Below are 19,856 nucleotides of genomic sequence, written 5' to 3'. Positions count from 1 at the left end.
CGCGCAAACTTTCCGCGCGCTCCCAAAATTTGCGATTCGCTCAATTCTTGTGCGACGCACAAGAATTGAGCAGGCGACTTCGACGATAGCGATCAGGCGTCCTCGGCGACCTTGGTGCCGAGCGGCGCGGGCGCCATTCCGCCACCGGGTTTCACATGGAATTCGTAGCTCATCAGATGCCACGGACCATCCGAGCGCTGGCCATCGGGCATGTCAGGATCGGTGCGCCGTTCAACCTTGGCGATCAGCTCGTCCTTCACGCCGAACACGACGTCGGAGTCGATATATTTGTCGCCTTCCATGAAGACGTGCGTGATCAGCGGCTCATGGCCCTTGGCATTGACCAGGAAGTGCACATGCGCCGGCCGCATCGGGTGACGGTTGGTCTGCGTGATCATCTGCCCGACCGGACCGTCGGTCGGAATCGGATAGCTGCACGGCACGATGGTGCGGAAGAAGAAGCGGCCGTCGGCATCGGTGACGAAGCGCGCCCGCGACGACGGGCCTTCGGTGGCATAGCTCGGCTTCTGCGAGTCGTAGAATCCGTCGTCGTCCGCGTGCCAGACATCGACCGGCACATTGGCCAACGGCTTGCCCGTGAGATCGGTGACGCGACTCTGCACGAACATGCGCTCGCCGGGCAGGCTTGCCGAGATGTCGGTGCCGTGCGGCGTCACCTTGTGCTCGCCGACATAGAACGGGCCGAGCACGGTGGTCTCGGTCGCGCCGTCGCGATCGCGGTGGTTGACCGCATCGACCAGCATCGACACGCCGAGCACGTCTGAGAGCAGGATGAACTCCTGGCGGATATCGGTGCACTTCTGCCCGGTGCAGGTCAGGAAGCCGATCGCGTGGTCCCACTCCTCGAAGGTGAGATCGGTCCTGCGCACATAATCGTGCAGCGACTTCACCAATTCCTGCAACAGGAACTTGGCCCGCGGATCGGGTGTCTGGTCGAAGCTGCGGATCACGGCGGTGGTGAGCTCGGTTTCGTTGAACTGGGTCATCTCGGCGTTTCCCTGGAGCCCCTGAAGGGCGCGATTGCAACGGCGACCGTACACCACCGGCCCGTTGCCGGTAAGCGCCAGCCACTTGGTGCAGCGGACACTTTTCGGCTATCAAGACGGCCTTGCCAGCCGGAGAAACGCCCGATGTTAGCCCCCACGCCTGCCTCGCCCGAATCCGCGGGAATGTCGACCACTGCCCTCAACCGCCTCGAAGCGCATCTGAAGACCCGCTACATCGACGGCGGCCGCTTTCCCGGCACCCAGCTCCTGATCTACCGGCGCGGCAAGATCGTGCATTCCACGGTGCAGGGCTTTGCCGATCTCGAGCGCAAGGTGCCGGTCAAGGACGACACCATCTTCCGCATCTATTCGATGACCAAGCCGATCACGTCGGTCGCCTTCATGATGCTGGTCGAAGAAGGCAAGGTCGCGCTCGACGAGCCGGTCGCCAAATACATTCCGGAGTGGAAGAACCTCGGCGTGTTCGTCGCCGGCACCGCGCCCGCCTTCCTGACCCGCCCGCCGAGCCGGCCGATGCTGATCGTCGACCTGTTGCGGCACACCTCGGGCCTCACCTACGGCTTCCAGCAGCGCTCCAATGTGGATGCGGCCTATCGCGAAAACAAGATCGGCGAAGTCATCAAGGCCGGCACGCTCGACAGCATGATCGAGGATCTGGCGAAAATCCCGCTGGAGTTCTCGCCGGGTGAAGCCTGGAATTACTCGGTCGCCACCGACGTGCTCGGCTATCTCGTCGGCAAGATCTCAGGGATACCGTTCGAGCAGTTCCTGAAGGAGCGCATCTTCAAGCCGCTCGGCATGAACGACACCGACTTCTTCGTGCCGGCCGACAAGGTGCATCGCTTCGCCGCCTGCTACTCGGCTGACCCGCAGGGCGGCTTCAACCCGCTCGCCACCGAGCGCAAGGGCACGCTGACGCTGCAGGACGACCCGACGACCAGCTCGTTCCTGTCACCGCCCTCGCTGATCTCGGGCGGCGGCGGTCTGTGCTCGACCGCCTCAGACTATCTCACCTTCTGCCGCGCCTTGCTCAACGGCGGCGAGCTCGGCGGCGTAAGGCTGCTCGGCCCGAAGACGTTAAAGCTGATGGCCTCCAACCATCTGCCCGGCGGCGTCGACCTGCCGGCGATGTCGCGCTCGCTGTTCTCCGAAGCCGCCTATAATGGCATCGGCTTCGGCCTCGGCTTCGCCGTCACGATGCATCCGGCGCAGACGCTGATCGCGGGCAGCCCGGGCGAATTCAACTGGGGCGGCGCCGCGACGACGTCGTTCTTCATCGACCCGGCCGAGGAGCTGATCACGATCTTCATGACCCAGGTGCTGCCGTCGAGCCTATCCGCTGCGGCGCGAGCTGCGCACCATGGTCTACGCCGCGATCACCGAGAGCAATCTCTGAGCCAGCGCTTTTCCGCGGCGCACACCCCTCGTTTGAGCATGATCCTTTCGGAAAACCGCTTCACACTTTTCCGGATCATGCTCTAAGCGCCGCGGAACCTTTCTGATATCCAGCTATTTCCTTTGGCGGACTTTTCCCGCTTCCCCTAAGCTCAGAGCAGCACCGACCCGGGGACTTCGTGCCGAAACTGACATTGCCAGTGCGTCTCGCGCTTCTGGTCGCGGGAACGATGTTGCCGCTGATCGTTTTCGCGGTCGGCATAGTCTTCCACAACTACCAGCAGGACCGCCGGGCCGCCACGCAGCGCGTGCTCGAGACCGCGCGCAACATCCGCCTGCTGCTCGATGCGGAAATGCAGCGCATGACAGGCGGGCTGCAGGTGCTGGCGCTGACCAATTCGCTGCGCAACAGCGACTTCGACAATTTCCGCCGCGTCGCGGCCGGCTTCATCGACCAGTACGGCAAGGACGGCGTGGTGCTGGTGGCCGACCGCAGCGGACGCCAGGTGTTCTCCTCGCTGACGGCGGATACGGCGAGCCTGCTGCCGCGCAACAATCTCGAGATCCTCGGCAAGGTGTTTGCGACAAGGCAGCCGCAATATTCGAACCTGTTCTTCGGCGCGGTGAAGCAACGCCTGATCATCACCGTCGAGGTGCCGGTGATGCGCGACGGCGAGGTGCTCTACGACATCTCGTTCAGCCCGCCGATCGAGGTCTTCCAGGCCATCATCGAGAAGCAGCGCCTCAACCAGGACTGGACCATCTCGATCTTCGACAGCGACGGCGTCAACCTGGCCCGCGAGCCGAATCCGCAGGCGACCATCGGGCAGCGCGCCGCGCCGTCGCTGTTCGCCGAGATGTTCCTCCGCAGCGAGGCGACGCTGCCGACCGTCTCGCTCGAAGGCGTGGCGCTGATCACCGGCTTCACGCGATCGCGCGTCACCGGCTGGACCGTCGCCGCGGGCATAGCCGAGAACTCGCTGGTGGCGCCGCTGTGGCGCTCGCTTGCGATCACCAGCGTGATCGGCGGCGTGCTGCTGCTGGTCGGCCTCGGCTTCGCGGTACGGATGGCGACCACGATCGCGCGCGCCGAGATGCTGCACGACCTCCTGATCGAGGAGCTCAACCACCGCGTCAAGAACACGCTGGCGATCCTGCAATCGATCGCCACGCAGACCTTTCGCACCGCGAGCCGCGCCGAGCGCGACAAGTTCGAGGGGCGGCTCGGCGCGCTTGCCGAGGCGCACAACCTGCTCTCCACCGACAAATGGCAGGGCTCCGACCTGCAGGACGTGGTCAGCCGGGTGTTGCGGCCCTATCTGCTCAACGCCTCCGAGCGGGTCAAGATGTTCGGACCGCGCGTGCCGCTGTCGCCGCGGCTTGCCCTGGTGCTGTCGATGCTGCTGCACGAAATGGCGACCAACGCCGCCAAATATGGCGCGCTGTCCAACGACACCGGCACGGTGACGCTGGACTGGGAGATCCTGGAGGAAGGCGCCGGACCGAAGCTCCGGATGATCTGGACCGAGGCCGGCGGTCCGCCGGTCACCGCGCCGGTGCAGCGCGGCTTCGGCTCCCGGCTGATCGAGCGCAGCGCCCGCGACCAGCTCGGCGGCGAAGCCACGGTGGATTTCCTGCCCCGGGGCGTCGTCTACACCGTGACCAGCTCCCTCGAACCCGGCGATTGACCTGATAATGGCGGCCGAACCTGCGACATCTTGGCACGCAAGTTGCTAAGATTGGGTGGGTTCGGCCGGCCAGAAACAGGGGGAAGTTCATGTCGACCATCGCAGCGGAAGCCAGTGTGGCACGAAAGCCGCTTTACACGTCACTGTTCGTGCAGGTGCTCGTCGCGCTGTTGCTCGGCATCATCATCGGCATGGCCGCGCCCGATTTCGCGATCGGGCTGAAGATCTTCAGCGATACCTTCCTGAAGCTGATCTCGATGATCGTGGCGCCGATCGTGTTCTGCGTGGTGGTGCACGGCATCGCGGGCGCCGGCGACCTCAAGAAGGTCGGCCGCGTCGGCGTCAAGGCGCTGGTCTATTTCGAGGTGATGACGACGGTCGCGCTGGTGGTCGGGTTGATCCTGGCCTACCTGTTCGGGCCCGGTCACGGCATGAACATCGACACCTCGACGCTGGATCCCAAGGCGCTCGGCAACTATGCCAGCAATGCGCAGAAGCTGAAGGGCGAAGGCGTCGGCAGCTTCCTGCTCAACATCATCCCGACCACCTCGTTTGACGCGCTGTCGCGCAACGACGTGCTGCAGGTCCTGTTCTTCGCCATCATCTTCGGCGTCAGCCTGGCGCTGGTCGGCGGCGAGAAGGGCGAGAAGATCTCGTCCCTCATCGACGCGGTCTCGACCGTGCTGTTCCGCGCCATGGGCCTGATCGTGCGCATCGCGCCGATCGGCGTGCTCGGCGCCGTCGCCTACACGGTCGGCAAATACGGCGTCGGCTCGCTGAAGCAGCTGCTGTCGCTGGTGGCGCTGTTCTACGTCTCGGTCGCGATCTTCGTGCTCGGTGTGCTCGGCGGCGTCATGGCGCTCGCCGGCATCAACATCCTCAAATTCCTCGGCTACCTGCGCGAGGAGCTGACGATCGTGGTCGCCACCGCATCCTCCGACGCCGTGCTGCCGCAGATCATGCGCAAGCTGGAGCGCCTCGGCGTCAAGGACTCTGTGGTCGGCCTCGTGATCCCGACCGGCTATTCCTTCAACCTCGATGCGTTCTCGATCTATCTGACGCTTGCGGTCGTGTTCATCGCGCAGGCGACCAACACGCCGCTGTCGTTCGGCGACCTGCTGCTGGTGCTCGGCGTGTCGCTGATCACCTCGAAGGGCGCGCATGGCGTGCCGGGCTCGGCGATCGTCATCCTGGCGGCGACGCTCAATGCGGTGCCGAGCATCCCGGCGATCGGCCTCGTGCTGGTGCTCTCGGTCGACTGGTTCATCGGCATGGCGCGCGCGGTCGGCAATTTGATCGGCAACTGCGTCGCCACCGTCGTGGTCGCGGCATGGGAGGGTGACCTCGACCGTGACAAGGCCCGTCGCGTGCTTGAAGGCGCAGAGGCAGTCGACGTCACCGCCGGCTAAGCGGCACGGCACAGGACCGGCAGCGTCCCGCGTCTGGCGCGGGGCGCTGGCTTACTTGACCAGCCTCAGATACGGCGGCAATTGCCGGGTCGCCGGTTCCGGCATCGGCTCGTCCGACGCGATCATGTCACACAGGGCCTTCAACTCGGAATCGGTCACCTTGTGGAGCTCCATCCGGAGCTCGAGGATGGCAAGGGACAAAAGCCGCGCCGTCTCCCTATTGGTCCGGTCGGTCAAGAAGGCCTGACACTCTTCCAGGGTTGCGAGCAGCGCCAGCAACCGTTCTTCCGTATTTGCGACCGGCATATCTTCCACTCCCGAAGCCGCGAGGTAGAGTCGAGGCGTTCCCCTCTTCCGCTTCATTGGCCTCTCCCGCCAGAGTTCGCCGGCTTGTCGTAGGCGCACATTGGTTCCCGATGATCGAGAACTTTCAGGCAATTGTCCAGCAACATTCCGAAAGCCCGACTTGGACTTAGGTCAAACTTTTCGCCTAGCGGGCCGTTCCGTCAAGCAACCGCCGACCCGTCTGCGCGACCTCAGGATGCACTAGCTGGGGTTGCATCCACGCAAAGACGCCCGTACAATATAGTTGCCCGTAGAACTACGGGCGCAGTGCACGGCCGCCCGGTAAGCATGCGTGCAAAATCTGTGGCGATCAAACTCGCGCTAGTTGTGGTTTGGTCAATATTTTGCCAAATGTAGAGGGCGGGGTGTCGAGAGACACCTAGGCGCGGTCGACTTCAGGTAGTTGGCTGTGTCGGTAAAGGGTGCTTCCAATACGCATGCTTCCAACAAGGATGTGCGTTTGGATACCATCCCGCGATCTTCTTGGATTTTCGTGGTTCACGACGAACTGACGATCCACTCGAGCTTAACGCGGTACATCATGAACGTGTCCCTGACCCAGCCGGGCCAGGGATTCCCGATTGAAGGACGGGTCACAAGAATGAACAGATCAGCAGCAAAGAAGATGAAGCAGCGCAGTGCCGGCAAGCCGGACATCGAGTTGGGCAAGCGGATTCGCCTGCGCCGTGTCGAGCAGAAGATCTCGCAGGCTGAACTCGGCGACAAGCTCGGCGTCAGCTTCCAGCAGGTGCAGAAGTACGAGAAGGGCGTCAACCGCGTCGGCGCCGCCCGTCTTCAGCAGATCGCGAGCGCGCTGGACGTGCCGGTCACCTTCTTCTACGACGGCGACAACAAGGCCCGCGAAGTCGAGAGCCTGCTGTTCCTCGACAGCGCGTTCAGCCTCCGGTTGCTGCGCGCCTACAGCAAGATCAAGGATCAGACCGTGCAGCGCCAGCTGGTGTCGCTGATGGAATCGATCGCCGCCAACGAAGACTGAGCCGCGGGTCGGGTCGCGACGCCGCGAACGCGATCCACCACGCCGCATCGGCCGGTTGCCGGTCACCGCGGCCGCCATACGCCGGTCGGGCCGGGAAATGACAAAGCGCTGCCATCGGCGATGGCGGCGCTTTTTCTTTTGCCGAGGCAGTCACTCAAGGATTTGTGATCGAGGCGAGCTTCTTCAGTCTCGCGTCCGAATGCGCGGTCATGAAGCGACGGCAAGCATGGCGTCATGATCTCGCAACTCGACTTGAGCACGGTCTTCGTGCACACCGTTGCGTATCAGCGCAGGCCTTTCCAGCTCACGCTTTGACTGCACATCTCATGCGGCACCGCACGAGGGACGCGCCGCCATTCTGTCGCGCGGCCAATTGCCGCCCGAACATAGCGCGACCTCACAACTCCCGCATTCCCTGCGTTCAACCGGCGTCCCTTAGAACCAAGTGCAGCGTCTTTTTTGTCGCAGCAACGAAGTGGCCGCATGGACGTTTTCAGGCCTCAACCAAGGAGATCTCGATGAATATCAAGCTTGCTGTTATTGGACTGGCCGCGCTCGGAAGCGCAGCGCTGATGTCGGGTGCGGCGTCAGCGATGCCGAACGGGCTGCCGCAGGCCGGCCACATCGCAGGCGAAACGTCCAATATCGACAAGGTCCGCCAGGTCTGCGATCGCTGGGGCCGCTGCACCTGGCAGCCGGGCGGTTACGGCTACTACGGACCGCGCCATCACGGATGGCATCATCGTCCGCACTACCACCATCGCCACCATCATCACGGGCCGCGGCATCATGGCGGCCATCACGGCGGCGGACACCATGGCGGCGGGCATCACGGCGGACACCGGCGCTGATCATCAACGAGGGGGCTCCGGCCCCCTCACCCTCCCGTCATCCTGTGAGGAGCCGCGAAGCGGCGTCTCGAAGGATCGACGGCCACCAGCCGGGCCGTGCATCCTTCGAGGCTCGCAAGAGCTCGCACCTCAGGATGACGGGTTGGGGATTGAGCGCGCCAGCGCGCTAAAGCGCCGCCAGCACTGCCTTCGCCACATCGGCCGTGCCATTGCTGCCGCCGAACTCGAACGGCTTGATGCCGTCGGCATAGACCTTGTCGACCGCGCGCTCGATCCGCTCTCCGGCTTCTGCAGCGCCTTCGAGACCGTGCTTGTCGGCGAGCCAGTCCAGCATCATCGCGGCCGAGAGGATCATCGCGGTCGGGTTGGCCTTGCCCTGCCCCATGATGTCGGGCGCCGTGCCATGGCAAGGCTGAAACACCGCGTAGCGATCGCCGATATCGGCCGACGGCGCCATGCCCATGCCGCCGATCAGGCCGGCGGTGAGATCGGACAGGATGTCGCCGAACATGTTCTCGGTCACCATGACGTCGAAGTCCCAGGGACGCTTCACCAGCGCGGCCGCAGTCGCGTCGATGTAGAGGTGATCTGCCCTGACGTCGGGATGACGCTTCGCCGTCTCGTCGAAGATGTTGCGGAAGAACGCGAACGCCTTGAACACGTTTGCCTTGTCGACGCAGGTCAGCCCACCGCCGACGCGGCCGCGCGCCTTCCGGCGTTCGGCAAGCCTGAACGAGAACTCGAACAGCCGCTCGGAGGTGCGGCGCGTGATCACCATCGTCTCGCGCGCCTCGCTGTCGGTGACGACGCCCTTGCCCATCGAGGCGAACAGGCCCTCGGTGGATTCCCTGATCACGACAAGGTCGATGCCCTTCTGATCGGCGCCGACGATCGTGCTCGGCACGCCAGGGATCAATCGCGCCGGCCGCACACCTGCATAGAGATCGAAGATCATGCGCAGTTCGATCTGCGGCGCGATCTCGGTGTTATCTGGGTAGCGCACCGACGGCAGGCCGCAGGCCCCGAGCAGGATCGCATCGGCCTCCTCGCACAGCCGGATCGTGCTCTCCGGCATCGACTTGCCGGTTTCCTTGTAATGACCGGCACCGGCCGGCGCCTCGGTGAAGCGGAATTTGAGGCCGGCCGACGCCTCGATGCTGCGCAGCACCTCGAGCGCCGGCGCCATCACTTCGGGGCCGATGCCGTCGCCACCGAGAACTGCGATGTGAAGGGCGTCGTTGGCGGACATGGAGATCTCCTGAACACAATCGTCATTCCGGGGTGATGCGCAGCATCGAACCCGGAATCTCGAGATTCCGGGTCTGGTGCTGGCGCACCATCCCGGAATGACGGCAGAGAGATTACGGCGTCAGCACCGCGCGGCCGACGAGCTGGCCCTTCTGCAGATTGGTCAGCGCCTCGTTCGCCTTCGCCAGCGGCATCGGCGTGACCGGGATCGCCGGAATCTTCTTGGTCCGGACCAGATCGAGCAGCTCCTGCGTCTCGCGCAGATTGCCGACATAGCTGCCCTGGATGGTGACCGCCTTGATCGGGATCAGCGGCAGTGCCCAGGTCGCGCCGCCGCCGAACAGGCCGACGATCACGAGCTTGCCGCCCTTGGTCAGGCAGTCGAAGCCGAGCTGCGAGGTCTGGGCGTTGCCGACCAGATCGATCGCGGCACGGATCGGCTGGCCCGCCTTCTTGACGAGTTGCTCCAGCGCGTCGGGCGCCTTGCCGTCGACGGTGGCGAGCGCGCCGGCGGCCTCGGCCGCCTCGCGCTTCCTGGCGTCGATATCGACCACGATCGCGCCCTTGCCGCCCATCGCCTTCAACAGCGAGAGCGCCATCAGGCCAAGACCGCCGGCGCCGAAAATCACGATCGGCGTATCGAGGTCCTTTTCGACCTTCTTCAGCGCGCTGTAGGTCGTGACGCCGGAGCAGGCGTAAGGCGCCGCCGTGACCGGATCGAGTCCGTTGAGGTTGAGCAGATATTTCGGATGCGGCACCGTCATGTGGTCGGCGTAGCCGCCGTCGCAGTAGACGCCGAGCGCATTCGGCTTGATCGCGCACATGTTCTCGTCGCCACCGAGGCAGGTCGGGCATTTGCCGCAGCCGAGCCAGGGATATGCCAGCGCGACATCGCCGAGCTTGAGACCGCCCTTGTCGGCATCCTTGACGTCGGGCCCGAAGGCGACGATTTCGCCGACTGTCTCGTGGCCCATCGTGCGCGGCAGCGAGACGCCGCGATCCTTCAGCGACAGCGGTTTGCGGCCATGGCCGAGATCATAGCCGCCTTCCCAGATATGCAGGTCGCTGTGACAGACACCGGCGGCCTTGACCTTGATCAGCACCTGCGTGCCCGACGGCTGCGGCGTCGGCTGATCGACCTCTTTCAAGGGGGCGTTGAAATCGACGACCTGGAAACTCTTCATCGCTGCTCTCCCGAAGCTTGTTCTTGCGGCGGACCTTGCCACGCCTGCCCGCCGGGGACAAACGCGGTGTTGGTCTCCCCATATTTAGATCAACGGATGATGGCAAGCCGCGAACTGGCCGGGCGCAACCGTGCGCAGTTCCGGCACCTCGCTGGCGCAGCGCGCATCGGCCCGCGGGCAGCGGGTGCGGAAGCGGCAGCCCGACGGCGGCGCGATCGGCGACGGCGGCTCGCCGACCGGCACGCTCCGGGTCGGGCGGACATCCGGATCGGGCACCGGGATCGCTTCGATGAGCAGCGCGGTATAGGGATGCGCCGGCTGTGCAAACAGCTGTTCCGACGCACCGACCTCGCAGAGCCGGCCGAGATACATCACCGCGACGCGATCTGAGACCGCCTTCACCACGGCGAGGTCGTGGGCGATGAACAGCAGGGTCAGGCCGTAACGCGCCTTCATCTCCTCCAGGAGGTTGAGGATCTGTGCACGGATCGAGACGTCGAGCGCGGACACCGGCTCGTCGCAGATCACGAATTCCGGATTGAGCACCAGCGAGCGGGCAATGCAGATGCGCTGGCACTGTCCGCCGGAGAATTCATGCGGCAGGCGTCCGCTCACCAGCACCGGATCGAGGCCGACCGCCGACAGCACCTCGTTGACGCGGCGCCCTCGTTCCTCGGGATCCTTGACGCCCGCGATCACCAGCGGCTCGGCGACGATATCGCCGATCCGGCGCCGCGGATTGAGGGAAGCGATCGGATCCTGAAAGATCAGCTGCACGCGCCGGCGCATCATGCGCAGCGCCTCGCCGCGCAGGGCGGTGAGATCGTGGCCGTCGAACAGCACCTTGCCCGAAACGGCCTGGCGCAATTGGAGCACGGCGCGGCCGAGCGTGGACTTGCCGCAGCCGGATTCGCCGACCAGCCCCAGCGTCTCGCCACGGGCGATTTCGAGGCTGACGTCGGACACGGCATGGATGGTCTTGCCCCCTACCGAATACTCGACGACGAGGTTTTCCACCTTCATCAGCGGATCGGATGCGGCCTGCTGCATCATGCGCCGACCCCCGCCGCGATCGGATGGAAGCAGGCATAGAGATGGTCTGATGTCTCCGCTGCGCAGAGCGGCGGCTTCTCGGTGCCGCAGCGCCCGGCGGAATAGCGGCAGCGCGGCGAGAATGAGCAGCCCTTGAGCGGCCGGGTCGGATCGGGCGGCCGCCCCGAAATCGCCGGCAGCGGCGTATGTGGCGGGACGTCGAGCTTCGGCAGCGCGGCGAGCAGCGCCTCGGTGTAGGGCATCCGCATCTGCTTGAACAGGGCAGGTGTCGGCGCGCGCTCGACGACGCGCCCGGCATACATCACCGCGACCTCGTCGGTGCGACCGGCGACCACGCCGAGGTCATGCGTGATGATGATCATCGCCATATGACGGCGCTGCTGCTCGCGTGCCAGCAGGTCGAGAATCTGCGCCTGGATCGTGACGTCGAGCGCGGTGGTCGGCTCGTCGGCGATCAGGAGTTTTGGTTCGCAGGACAGCGCAACCGCGATCGCGACACGCTGGCGCATGCCGCCGGAGAGCTGATGCGGATATTGCGTCAGGCGTTGTTCGGGCGCGGGAATGCCGACGGCTGCGAGGAGCTCGACGCTGCGCTGCCTAGCCTCGGCAAAATCGAGCTCGAGATGTTCCACAATGGTCTCGATCAGCTGGGTGCCGATGGTCAGCACCGGATTGAGCGAGGTCATGGGATCCTGGAACACCACTGCGAGCGAGCGGCCGCGCAGCTTGCGCAGTTTCTCCGGCGGCAGTCTTGTCAGGTCCTGCCCGTCGAACATCACCCGGCCGGACAATTTCGCCTTCTTGGGCAGCAGTTGCAGGACAGCGCGCGACAGCATGGTCTTGCCGCAACCGGACTCGCCGACAATGCCGAGCGTCCTGCCCGCACCGACGGCGAGATCGACGTGATCGACCGCCCGCAGATTGCCGCGCGGCGTCGGCAGGTCGACCACCGCGTTCTCGACCGAAAGCAGCGTGCCGCTCATAGCGCACCCTGCCTGGGGTCGGTCAGCGCGCGAATAGTGTCGCCGATCAGGTTGAAGGAGAGCACGGTCAGGAACATCGCAATCGCCGGAATGAAGGCGAGCCGCGGCGCCACGTCGAGGCTTTCACGGCCCTCCCCGATCATGCTGCCCCAGCTCGAGATCGGCGGCGGCACGCCGAGGCCGAGGAAGGACAGCGCGCCCTCGACCACGATGGTGACGGCGACGCCGAGCAGGAAGAAGGCGAGCAGCGGCAGCAGCACATTCGGCAACAATTCGCGTAGCAGGATGCGCGCATGCGAGGCGCCGAGCGCCTCCGCCGCGATGACGAATTCGCGCCGCGCCAGCGTCAGGGTCGATGCCCGCGCCACCCGCATGAAGGCGGGAATGCCGAGCACGCCGAGGATGCAGGTCAGGTTGAAGACCGACTGGCCGAGATAGGCGGTCACCGCCAGCGCCAGGATCAGCGGCGGGAACGCCAGCAGCACGTCCATGCTGCCGACCACGATGGATTCGAAACGGCCTCGGAAATAGCCGGCGAGCATGCCGAGCGCGCCACCGATGGTGACCCCGATCACCGGCGCGCAAAGGCCGACAATCAGCGATATCCGCGCGCCATGGATCAGCCGCGACAACTCGTCCCGACCGAGGCCGTCGGTGCCGAGCCAATGCTCGGCGGAAAACGGCGCCCGCCGCTCCAGCATGTCCATGTCGGTCGGGCTCGGCAGCGGCAACAAATCGGCAAGGATCGCGACCGCGAACACCAGCACCATCCAGCCGATCGCACACCAGAACAGCGTGCCGACCCGGCGCCTGCGCCGTGCCGGGGCCGCGGTGGTCTCGTCGAGGCTGAGCTCAAGCGTGGCCATGGCGGATCCTCGGGTCGAGCACGGCGTAGAGCAGGTCGACGATGAAGTTCATGATCACGAAGCCCGCGGCGACCAGCAGCACCACGCCCTGCAGGATGATGAGGTCGCGGGTATAGATCGCGCCGACCAGGAGACGGCCGATCCCGGGCAAGGCGAAGATGGTCTCGACGATCACCGCGCCGCCGATCAGGCGGCCGATATTGATGCCGGTGATGGTGACGAGCGTCAGCGACGACGGCTTCAGCGCATGCACGAACAGGATACGCGACGGCTTCAGGCCTTTCGCCTTGGCGAGCGCGATATAATCCTCCTGCAGCGCTGCGATCATGTCGGAGCGCAGCACGCGCATGATGCCCGGCCACTCCGCAAGCGCCAGCGTCAGCGCCGGCAGCACCATGAAGCGCAGATTGGCGATCGGATCCTCGCTGAACGGCACGTAGCCGGTCGCGGGCAGCCAGCGCAGCTCGACCGCGAACAGATAGATCAGCAGGATCGCGGACAGGAAGGTCGGCACCGACAGCATGCCGAAGGCCGAGCCGGTCATCAGGCGGTCGAACGCGCTGCCGGCCTTGGCCGCGCAGGCGATCGCGAGCGGCACGCCGATCGCAAGCCCAATCAGTTCGGCAAGAATCATCAGCTCGATGGAAACCGGCAGACGCTCGCTGACCGCCTGCAACACGGTCTGCCCGGTGCGGAACGAACGCCCGAAATCACCTTGCAGGATATGCCAAAGCCAGCCGAGATAGCGCAGCCAGATCGGCTGATCGAGTCCCATGTCGTGACGCAAGGCCGCGACGTTCTCAGGCGTCGCCTGGTCGCCGAGGATCACGTAAGCGAGATCGCCCGGCAACAGCGACGCAATCACGAAGGTCAACACCGAGACGGCAATCAGCACCGGCACCAGGTAAAGGAGCCTTCGCGCGACGAAGAACAGCATGAAGCGCTATTCCTTCCAGGCCTCGGAGACGTCGAGCACGCCGTTGAACATCTTCGGTACGCCCTTCACCTTCGCGCTCGAGATCGAGTAGTAGGTGTTCTGGAAGGTCCAGAACCAGATCGCCTCCTTGTTGATCAGACGGCTGATCGCGCAATAGTCCTCGGTGCGCTGGGCGACGTCGGCCGTGGTTCGCGCATGCTCGAGCAGCCGATCCAGCTCCGGATTGGAGTAGTTCGCGAGCGCCACCGGGCTGCCGGTGCGGAAATTGGCATACATCTGCGGATCGGGATCGGCGAGATCGACGATGCGCCACGGCGTCAGCTGGAACTGGCGCATGAAGGCCCGCGGCACGATGGTCGCCTGGTCGACCTGCTCGATCTCCATGTTGGCGCCGACCCGCTTCCAGAGCTGCTGCAGCACCTGACCGACGGTGCGGCCGCGCGGCGTCGCCGACACGATCATCTTGAATTCGACCGGTTTGCCGTAGTCCGTAATCAACGCCTTGGCCTTCGCGGCGTCTTCCGGCAGCGCGCCGTCGTCCTTGCACTTGACCCAGGAGCCGTCGCCATAGGGATTGCTGGCTGGACGGGCGAGACCGTTGGTGATCGCCTGCGATATCTTCTTGCGGTCGAGCGCCATCACCAGCGCCTGGCGCACGCGGATGTCGTCGAACGGCGGCGTCTTGGTATTGAACGCGTAGACCTGTGCGCCGGAGCCCGCATAGGAATTCACGAACAGGCTCGGATCCTTTTGCGCCTTGACGATATTGTCAGCGTCGTACTCGTCGTCCCAGATAATATCGGCCTCGCCGGATTGCAGCGAAGCAAAGCGCGATTGCGCGTCCGGCAGCGGCTTCAGGATGATGCGGTCGAGATAAGGCTTGCCCTTGTTCCAGTAGTCCGGGTTCCTTTCCAGCACCATACGGTCGCCGGCGGTCCAGGATTTCAGGATGTAGGGACCGGTGCCGACCGGATTGCGGTTGTAGTCGTCGCCCTTGGTTTTCCATGCGGTCGGCGACTGCATGACGTTGTTGGAGCTTTGAATGGTCTGCGTCGCCGGGAAGTTCACCGCCGGGTCGGTGAAATTGTAGACCACCGTCAGGTCGTCGACCGTGTTCACGCTGATGATGTTCGTGATGTAGAACGCGCAGCGGCATTTGTTGGCGGGGTCCTTCTGGCGGTCGAAATTCTCCTTCACCGCCTGCGCATTGAACGGCGTGCCGTCATGGAATTTGACGCCGGGGCGCAGCTTGATGGTCCAGGTCTTGAAGTCCTCGGAATGCGCCCACGATACGGCAAGCTTCGGCTGCACCTCACCCTTGGCGTCGAGCGAGGTCAGCGTATCGAAGATCGCGGCTGCTGCGGTGTTGGCCGATGTGTCGTAGACGCCGACCTTGAGCGGATCGAAGCCTGGAATGTCCAGCTCCTGGCCGACGGAGAGCGTGCCGCCCTGCTTCTGCGCGCTGGCGGGCACAGCGAACGCTGCTGCAGCTAATCCCGCCACAAGAAATATGCGCGCAACGGCGTGCGCGCGCCCGGCCAGATTCATCGATGCTCCCTCCCAGGTGGGCGACGTCCGGTGTTCCGGATCGTCGTGTGTTGGGCGGCAGCTTGTCCGGAATCGCCGCGCGCGACAAGACCGTAATACGGATGAAAGGCCGCAGGGAGATCACGATGCGATCACGCAAGATCGCATCATGATCTCGTCGACTTGTTTTATCATGATCTTTCGGAAAACCGGTATCCACTTTGCGCTAACGCGGCCCTCCGGGTCCGGATCATGCTCTAACTGCGCGCGGCTTTTGCCGGTTGCGCTGCGAAGCCCGCGATCTGATCGTCGGAGAGGCCGATCTCCTTCAAATAAGACAGCGTGTGCTCACCGAGCGTCGACATCCGCTTGGCGGCGCCGACCGTCGCGCCCGACATGCGGAACGGCAGGTTGAGCACCTTGAAGGCGCCGCCGCCGTCCTCGACCTCGGCCAGCGCGCCGCGATGGGCGATTTGCGGATCGGCGAGCGCTTCGCGCACGGTGCGATAGGCCGACGACGGCACGCCATATTCATTGAGCGCGGCGAGGCAGGCCTGCGTGCTCACCGCGCGCGACCACGCTTCGACGCCCTCCATCAGGCCCGCCCAGTTCTCCCGCCGATCGGAATATCTGGCGAAGCGCGGATCGGAGACCCATTCGGGATGGCCGATCACCCGCATCAGGTTCTGGAACGTCTTCTCGCTGGCGATCGCCACCATCACATAGCCGTCGGTGGTTTCGATCGGGCCGAACATCGGGCGCTGCGTTTGCTTCACTTCGAATTGTGACCACTGCAACTCGTTCAGGGTCAGGCTCAGCATCGATTCCAGCATCGAGACGTCGATATGCTGGCCCTTGCCGCTGGCGCTGCGCTGATACAGCGCCGCCGAGATCGCGCCGAAGGCATAGACGCCGGTGAGCACATCGGCGTGATAGATGCCGCAATAGTCCGGCCGGCTGCGGCCCGGCTGATAGGCGAGATGCGCCATCTCATAACCCGAAGCCGCATGGATCACCGGCGCGTAGGCCGGCAATTCCGCCGACGGGCCGGTCTGGCCGTAGCCGGAGATCGAGCAGTAGATCAGCTTCGGGTTGATGTCCCTGATCGAGGCATGGTCGAGCTTCAGCCGCCGCATCACGCCGGGGCGGAAATTCTCCACCAGCACGTCTGCGGTCGCGATCAGCCGGCGCACGGCTTCGACGCCGGAGGGCGACTTCAGGTCGAGCACAAGACTGTTCTTGCCGACATTGAGCTGGCCGAACGCCGTCGAGCAATTGTTGCGCAGCGGCGGCCGCGTTCGCATCGTCTCGCCTTCGGCGGACTCGATCTTGATCACCTCCGCGCCCATGTCGGCGAGCATCCGCGTGCAATGAGGTCCGGCGATCGTGGTCGAAAAATCCAGCACTCGAAGGCCGTCGAAGCTTCGTGTCAAATTCCCCTCATCGTCAGCAGCTATTGTCGTGGCCAAGGCTTCCTCCACCGCGTGGTTCTCATTGTTCGGCGCCGCGCGACCCTAAAGTGAGCCGCCCTGACAGGAAAGCGTCTCGTCCAGACCGGACCCGCGGGCCGTCTTGCATTTTACTCAAAGGCAGATTGGACCCGATCTTGCATAGCCCTGTCACGGGCTGGAACGAGGGCGCTTGTTGAAGGTCTTATTCGTCACGACGGAGATGGACGATTTCGTCCGCGTGGGCGGGCTTGCCGCCGTTTCCGCTGCACTCCCCCGGGCGCTCCGCCCATGGAGCGACGTCAGGATCATGCTTCCTGGCTACCGGGACGTGGTCGAGCAATTCACTCACATTGAAATCGTTGGACAATGCCCTGCGCTCGCCGAGATGCCCGCCTGCACGCTCGGGCGCGCATCGACCAAGGACGGCATGCCGGTCTACGTGCTGCTGTGCCCGCAACTCTACGACCGGCCGGGCAATCCCTACGGCGATGAGTCCGGCCGCGACTGGCCGGACAACGACATCCGCTTCGGTCGCTTCGCCTCCGCCGCTGCCGAACTTGCAGCCGGAACGCTGGACAAGAATTGGGCAGCCGACCTCGTTCACGCCAACGACTGGCAGGCCGCGCTCACACCGGCCTACCTTGCATGGCGTCAGCTGCGGATTCCGTCGATCCTGACCATCCACAATCTCGCCTATCAGGGCCTGTTTCCGAAGGACTCGCTGCGGCGGATCGGCGCACCGGAAAGCTCCTTCCACATCGACGGGCTGGAGTTCTACGACAAGCTCTCCTTCCTCAAGGGCGGCCTCATCTACGCCTCGCATTTGACCACGGTCAGCGCGACCTATGCGAAGGAGATCACGACCGCGGAGCTCGGCTGCGGGCTGGAGGGCGTGCTGCGCGTCCGCTCCGACGCCGACCAGCTGACCGGCATCCTGAACGGCATCGACGAGAGCTGGGACCCGCGTCATTGCGCGCAGCTGGCGCAGCCGTTCGGCGCCGGCGACTGGAAAGGCAAGCAGACCAACGCCGATTATGTGCGCCGGCAGTTCGGGCTTGCGGTCTCACGCGGGCCGATCTTCGGCCTGGTTGCGCGGCTCGTGCATCAGAAGGGCGTCGACCTCGTGCTGTCGGCCGCCGATCAGATCATCAGGGATGGCGGCCAGATCGTGGTCACCGGCAGTGGCGAGCCCGCCCTCGAGGACGCGCTGGTTGCCGCACACCGGCGCCGCCCGGACGCGATCGGCGTCATCATCGGCTTCAACGACGCGCAGGCGCGCCGGATCTTCGCCGGCAGCGATTTCACCCTGATGCCGTCGCGCTTCGAGCCCTGCGGTCTCAGCCAGATGTATGCGCAGCGCTTCGGCTCGCTGCCGATCGGCCACCAGACCGGCGGCCTTGCCGAAACCATCGCCGACGGCGAGACCGGCTTCCTGTTCCCGCAGCCGTCGGCAGAATCCTTCCTCGGCGGGGTCAGGCGCGCCTTCGACGCCTATCGCGCCAAGGACCGCCTCAACGCCATGCGCTCCAGCGCGATGGCCAAATCCTACAGCTGGGACCTGTCGGCCGCCTGCTACAGCGCGCTGTACAAGAGGCTGGTCATGCTGCGGGCGGCGGCGTAGGCCGCCCGCCTCGCAGGCCTGTGACATCGAGCCCATCTGGGATCCCAGCAGCCCAGTAACAATCGCTTCATTGCGCCGAACCTTTCATGCGATCGCGTCGCCCCATGGCTGTACGACGACGCATGCGTGAAATTGCGAATGATGGACTTTTGGCCAAACGCGATTGCGATGGAGGAACATCATGGACGTCAACGAGGAGCGCCTTAATTCATTCATGGGAAAGATGATCGGCGATGTCGGCGCGGCGATGAACGCCTCGCTGATGCTGCTGGGAGACAAGCTCGGACTCTACAAGGCTCTTGCGCAGCAAGGACCAATGAATGCCGCGGCGCTGGCCAAGGCAACCGGAACGGCCGAGCGCTACGTTCAGGAATGGCTCTCGGCGCAGGCCGCCTCCGGCTACATCGAATACGACAAGGCGTCCGGAAAATTCTCGATGCTGCCCGAGCAGGCGCTCGCGCTCGCCGACGAGGAGAGCCCGGTGTTCCTCGGTGCCGTCGGAAGCCTGGTCGGCGCGACCTTCCTCGACGAGCCGAAAATTACCGACGCGTTCAAGACCGGCAAGGGCGTCGGCTGGAACAAGCGCAGCGAGTGCCTGTTCTGCGGCACCGCCCGCTTCTTCCGCACCAGCTACAAGCACTATCTGGTCCAGGAATGGCTGCCGGCGCTCGAGGGCGTCGTCGACAAGCTGAAGAAAGGTGCCGTCGTCGCCGACGTCGGCTGCGGCCACGGCGTCTCGACGCGGTTGATGGCGGAGGCGTTTCCGAAGTCCACCTTCTACGGCTTCGACTATCACGACGGCTCGATCCAGGCGGCGCTGATGTCGGCGAAGGAGGCGGGATTGTCGGACCGCGTCCATTTCGAAACGCATTCCGCGAAGACATTCCCGGCCAAGGGGTATGACCTGGTCTGCTTCTTCGACTGCCTGCACGACATGGGTGATCCGGTCGGCGCCCTCAAGCACACCCGCTCCACCCTCGCAAATGACGGCACCTGCCTGCTGATCGAGCCGTTCGCCAACGACCGGCTGGAGGACAACCTCAATCCGATCGGACGCGTCTACTACGCCGCCTCGACGATGATCTGCACCCCTGCCTCGCTGGACCAGGAGGTCGGGCTTGCGCTCGGCGCCCAAGCCGGAGAGGCAAGACTGCGCGAGGTGGCGCGCCAGGGTGGCTTCTCCCGCTTCCGCCGCGCGGCGGAAACGCCGTTCAATTTGATCCTGGAAGCTCGCCCGTAACGCGGAGGCTACCGGACTGCGCAGTTGGACGGC

16 protein-coding genes and 1 pseudogene are annotated in these 19,856 nt (G+C 64.7%); 7 read left to right on the top strand and 10 right to left on the bottom strand.

The window, feature by feature from the left end:
* Positions 1 to 92: 92 nt before the first annotated feature.
* Positions 93 to 1,007, bottom strand: a complete 915-nt coding sequence (locus WDM24_RS12020) for a dioxygenase (RefSeq protein ID WP_338698030.1) — start codon at positions 1,005 to 1,007, stop codon at positions 93 to 95.
* A gap of 144 nt (positions 1,008 to 1,151) precedes the next feature.
* Here WDM24_RS12020 and WDM24_RS12015 point away from each other — a divergent pair.
* From WDM24_RS12015 to WDM24_RS12005, 3 genes and pseudogenes are all read left to right on the top strand, one after another.
* Positions 1,152 to 2,424: pseudogene (locus tag WDM24_RS12015) on the top strand (serine hydrolase domain-containing protein).
* Positions 2,425 to 2,653: 229 nt separating this feature from the next.
* Positions 2,654 to 4,111: a sensor histidine kinase gene (locus WDM24_RS12010; protein WP_338832372.1), complete on the top strand. Its 1,458-nt coding sequence runs from the start codon at positions 2,654 to 2,656 to the stop codon at positions 4,109 to 4,111.
* 89 nt (positions 4,112 to 4,200) lie between these two features.
* The gene (locus WDM24_RS12005; RefSeq protein WP_338831368.1) at positions 4,201 to 5,520 is read left to right on the top strand and encodes a dicarboxylate/amino acid:cation symporter; all 1,320 of its coding nucleotides are present in this window, start codon (positions 4,201 to 4,203) and stop codon (positions 5,518 to 5,520) included.
* Between the two features lie 51 nt (positions 5,521 to 5,571).
* Here WDM24_RS12005 and WDM24_RS12000 read toward each other — a convergent pair whose 3' ends face one another.
* Positions 5,572 to 5,883 (bottom strand): hypothetical protein, encoded by a 312-nt coding sequence (locus WDM24_RS12000; RefSeq protein ID WP_338831367.1) that lies wholly within the window; start codon positions 5,881 to 5,883, stop codon positions 5,572 to 5,574.
* 583 nt (positions 5,884 to 6,466) lie between these two features.
* Between WDM24_RS12000 and WDM24_RS11995 the strand changes: the two genes are divergently transcribed.
* The gene (locus WDM24_RS11995) at positions 6,467 to 6,862 is read left to right on the top strand and encodes a helix-turn-helix domain-containing protein (protein WP_094194089.1); all 396 of its coding nucleotides are present in this window, start codon (positions 6,467 to 6,469) and stop codon (positions 6,860 to 6,862) included.
* 518 nt (positions 6,863 to 7,380) lie between these two features.
* Positions 7,381 to 7,713, top strand: coding sequence for a hypothetical protein (locus tag WDM24_RS11990; protein WP_338831366.1), 333 nt, complete (start codon positions 7,381 to 7,383; stop codon positions 7,711 to 7,713).
* A 166-nt stretch (positions 7,714 to 7,879) separates the two neighbouring features.
* On the opposite strand, the gene WDM24_RS11985 is transcribed toward WDM24_RS11990, so the two are convergent.
* From WDM24_RS11985 to WDM24_RS11950, 8 genes are all read right to left on the bottom strand, one after another.
* Positions 7,880 to 8,962, bottom strand: a complete 1,083-nt coding sequence (locus tag WDM24_RS11985) for an isocitrate/isopropylmalate dehydrogenase family protein (protein ID WP_338831364.1) — start codon at positions 8,960 to 8,962, stop codon at positions 7,880 to 7,882.
* A 112-nt stretch (positions 8,963 to 9,074) separates the two neighbouring features.
* Positions 9,075 to 10,145: an alcohol dehydrogenase gene (locus WDM24_RS11980; RefSeq protein WP_029078158.1), complete on the bottom strand. Its 1,071-nt coding sequence runs from the start codon at positions 10,143 to 10,145 to the stop codon at positions 9,075 to 9,077.
* Between the two features lie 84 nt (positions 10,146 to 10,229).
* Positions 10,230 to 11,198 carry an oligopeptide/dipeptide ABC transporter ATP-binding protein gene (locus WDM24_RS11975; protein ID WP_338831363.1) on the bottom strand — a complete coding sequence of 323 codons (969 nt, stop codon included), beginning with the start codon at positions 11,196 to 11,198 and terminating at the stop codon, positions 10,230 to 10,232.
* Positions 11,195 to 12,181, bottom strand: a complete 987-nt coding sequence (locus tag WDM24_RS11970; protein ID WP_338698015.1) for an ABC transporter ATP-binding protein — start codon at positions 12,179 to 12,181, stop codon at positions 11,195 to 11,197. The genes WDM24_RS11975 and WDM24_RS11970 overlap by 4 nt, the downstream gene beginning before the upstream one ends.
* Positions 12,178 to 13,047: an ABC transporter permease gene (locus tag WDM24_RS11965; protein WP_338831362.1), complete on the bottom strand. Its 870-nt coding sequence runs from the start codon at positions 13,045 to 13,047 to the stop codon at positions 12,178 to 12,180. The genes WDM24_RS11970 and WDM24_RS11965 overlap by 4 nt, the downstream gene beginning before the upstream one ends.
* Entirely contained in the window at positions 13,034 to 13,984 is a 951-nt protein-coding gene (locus WDM24_RS11960) for an ABC transporter permease (protein WP_338831361.1), read from the bottom strand. Before WDM24_RS11960 ends, WDM24_RS11965 begins: the two co-directional genes overlap by 14 nt.
* Positions 13,985 to 13,990: 6 nt before the next feature.
* Positions 13,991 to 15,532, bottom strand: coding sequence for an ABC transporter substrate-binding protein (locus WDM24_RS11955; RefSeq protein WP_338831360.1), 1,542 nt, complete (start codon positions 15,530 to 15,532; stop codon positions 13,991 to 13,993).
* Positions 15,533 to 15,768: 236 nt separating this feature from the next.
* Positions 15,769 to 16,944, bottom strand: a complete 1,176-nt coding sequence (locus WDM24_RS11950) for a CoA transferase (protein WP_338831359.1) — start codon at positions 16,942 to 16,944, stop codon at positions 15,769 to 15,771.
* A 211-nt stretch (positions 16,945 to 17,155) separates the two neighbouring features.
* On the opposite strand from WDM24_RS11950, the gene glgA reads away from it, so the two are divergent.
* Both glgA and WDM24_RS11940 read left to right on the top strand, forming a co-directional pair.
* Positions 17,156 to 18,583 carry a glycogen synthase GlgA gene (gene glgA / locus WDM24_RS11945; RefSeq protein ID WP_338831358.1) on the top strand — a complete coding sequence of 476 codons (1,428 nt, stop codon included), beginning with the start codon at positions 17,156 to 17,158 and terminating at the stop codon, positions 18,581 to 18,583.
* A gap of 181 nt (positions 18,584 to 18,764) precedes the next feature.
* A complete protein-coding gene (locus WDM24_RS11940) occupies positions 18,765 to 19,823 on the top strand; it encodes a class I SAM-dependent methyltransferase (RefSeq protein ID WP_338831357.1) in 1,059 nt (352 codons plus the stop codon).
* Positions 19,824 to 19,856: the final 33 nt, after the last annotated feature.

Origin of the sequence: Bradyrhizobium sp. 27S5 (genome assembly GCF_037217225.1) — a bacterium.
GTDB lineage: Bacteria > Pseudomonadota > Alphaproteobacteria > Rhizobiales > Xanthobacteraceae > Bradyrhizobium > Bradyrhizobium septentrionale.
Note: the sequence above shows the minus strand (reverse complement) of the source record. Positions and strands in the feature narration are given on the sequence as shown.

Coding starts and splice junctions, on each gene's coding strand:
- WDM24_RS12020 (WP_338698030.1), bottom strand. CDS start 1,007: ATGACCCAGTTCAACGAAACCGAGCTCACCACCGCCGTGATCCGCAGC.
- WDM24_RS12010 (WP_338832372.1), top strand. CDS start 2,654: ATGTTGCCGCTGATCGTTTTCGCGGTCGGCATAGTCTTCCACAACTAC.
- WDM24_RS12005 (WP_338831368.1), top strand. CDS start 4,201: ATGTCGACCATCGCAGCGGAAGCCAGTGTGGCACGAAAGCCGCTTTAC.
- WDM24_RS12000 (WP_338831367.1), bottom strand. CDS start 5,883: ATGAAGCGGAAGAGGGGAACGCCTCGACTCTACCTCGCGGCTTCGGGA.
- WDM24_RS11995 (WP_094194089.1), top strand. CDS start 6,467: ATGAACAGATCAGCAGCAAAGAAGATGAAGCAGCGCAGTGCCGGCAAG.
- WDM24_RS11990 (WP_338831366.1), top strand. CDS start 7,381: ATGAATATCAAGCTTGCTGTTATTGGACTGGCCGCGCTCGGAAGCGCA.
- WDM24_RS11985 (WP_338831364.1), bottom strand. CDS start 8,962: ATGTCCGCCAACGACGCCCTTCACATCGCAGTTCTCGGTGGCGACGGC.
- WDM24_RS11980 (WP_029078158.1), bottom strand. CDS start 10,145: ATGAAGAGTTTCCAGGTCGTCGATTTCAACGCCCCCTTGAAAGAGGTC.
- WDM24_RS11975 (WP_338831363.1), bottom strand. CDS start 11,198: ATGATGCAGCAGGCCGCATCCGATCCGCTGATGAAGGTGGAAAACCTC.
- WDM24_RS11970 (WP_338698015.1), bottom strand. CDS start 12,181: ATGAGCGGCACGCTGCTTTCGGTCGAGAACGCGGTGGTCGACCTGCCG.
- WDM24_RS11965 (WP_338831362.1), bottom strand. CDS start 13,047: ATGGCCACGCTTGAGCTCAGCCTCGACGAGACCACCGCGGCCCCGGCA.
- WDM24_RS11960 (WP_338831361.1), bottom strand. CDS start 13,984: ATGCTGTTCTTCGTCGCGCGAAGGCTCCTTTACCTGGTGCCGGTGCTG.
- WDM24_RS11955 (WP_338831360.1), bottom strand. CDS start 15,532: ATGAATCTGGCCGGGCGCGCGCACGCCGTTGCGCGCATATTTCTTGTG.
- WDM24_RS11940 (WP_338831357.1), top strand. CDS start 18,765: ATGGACGTCAACGAGGAGCGCCTTAATTCATTCATGGGAAAGATGATC.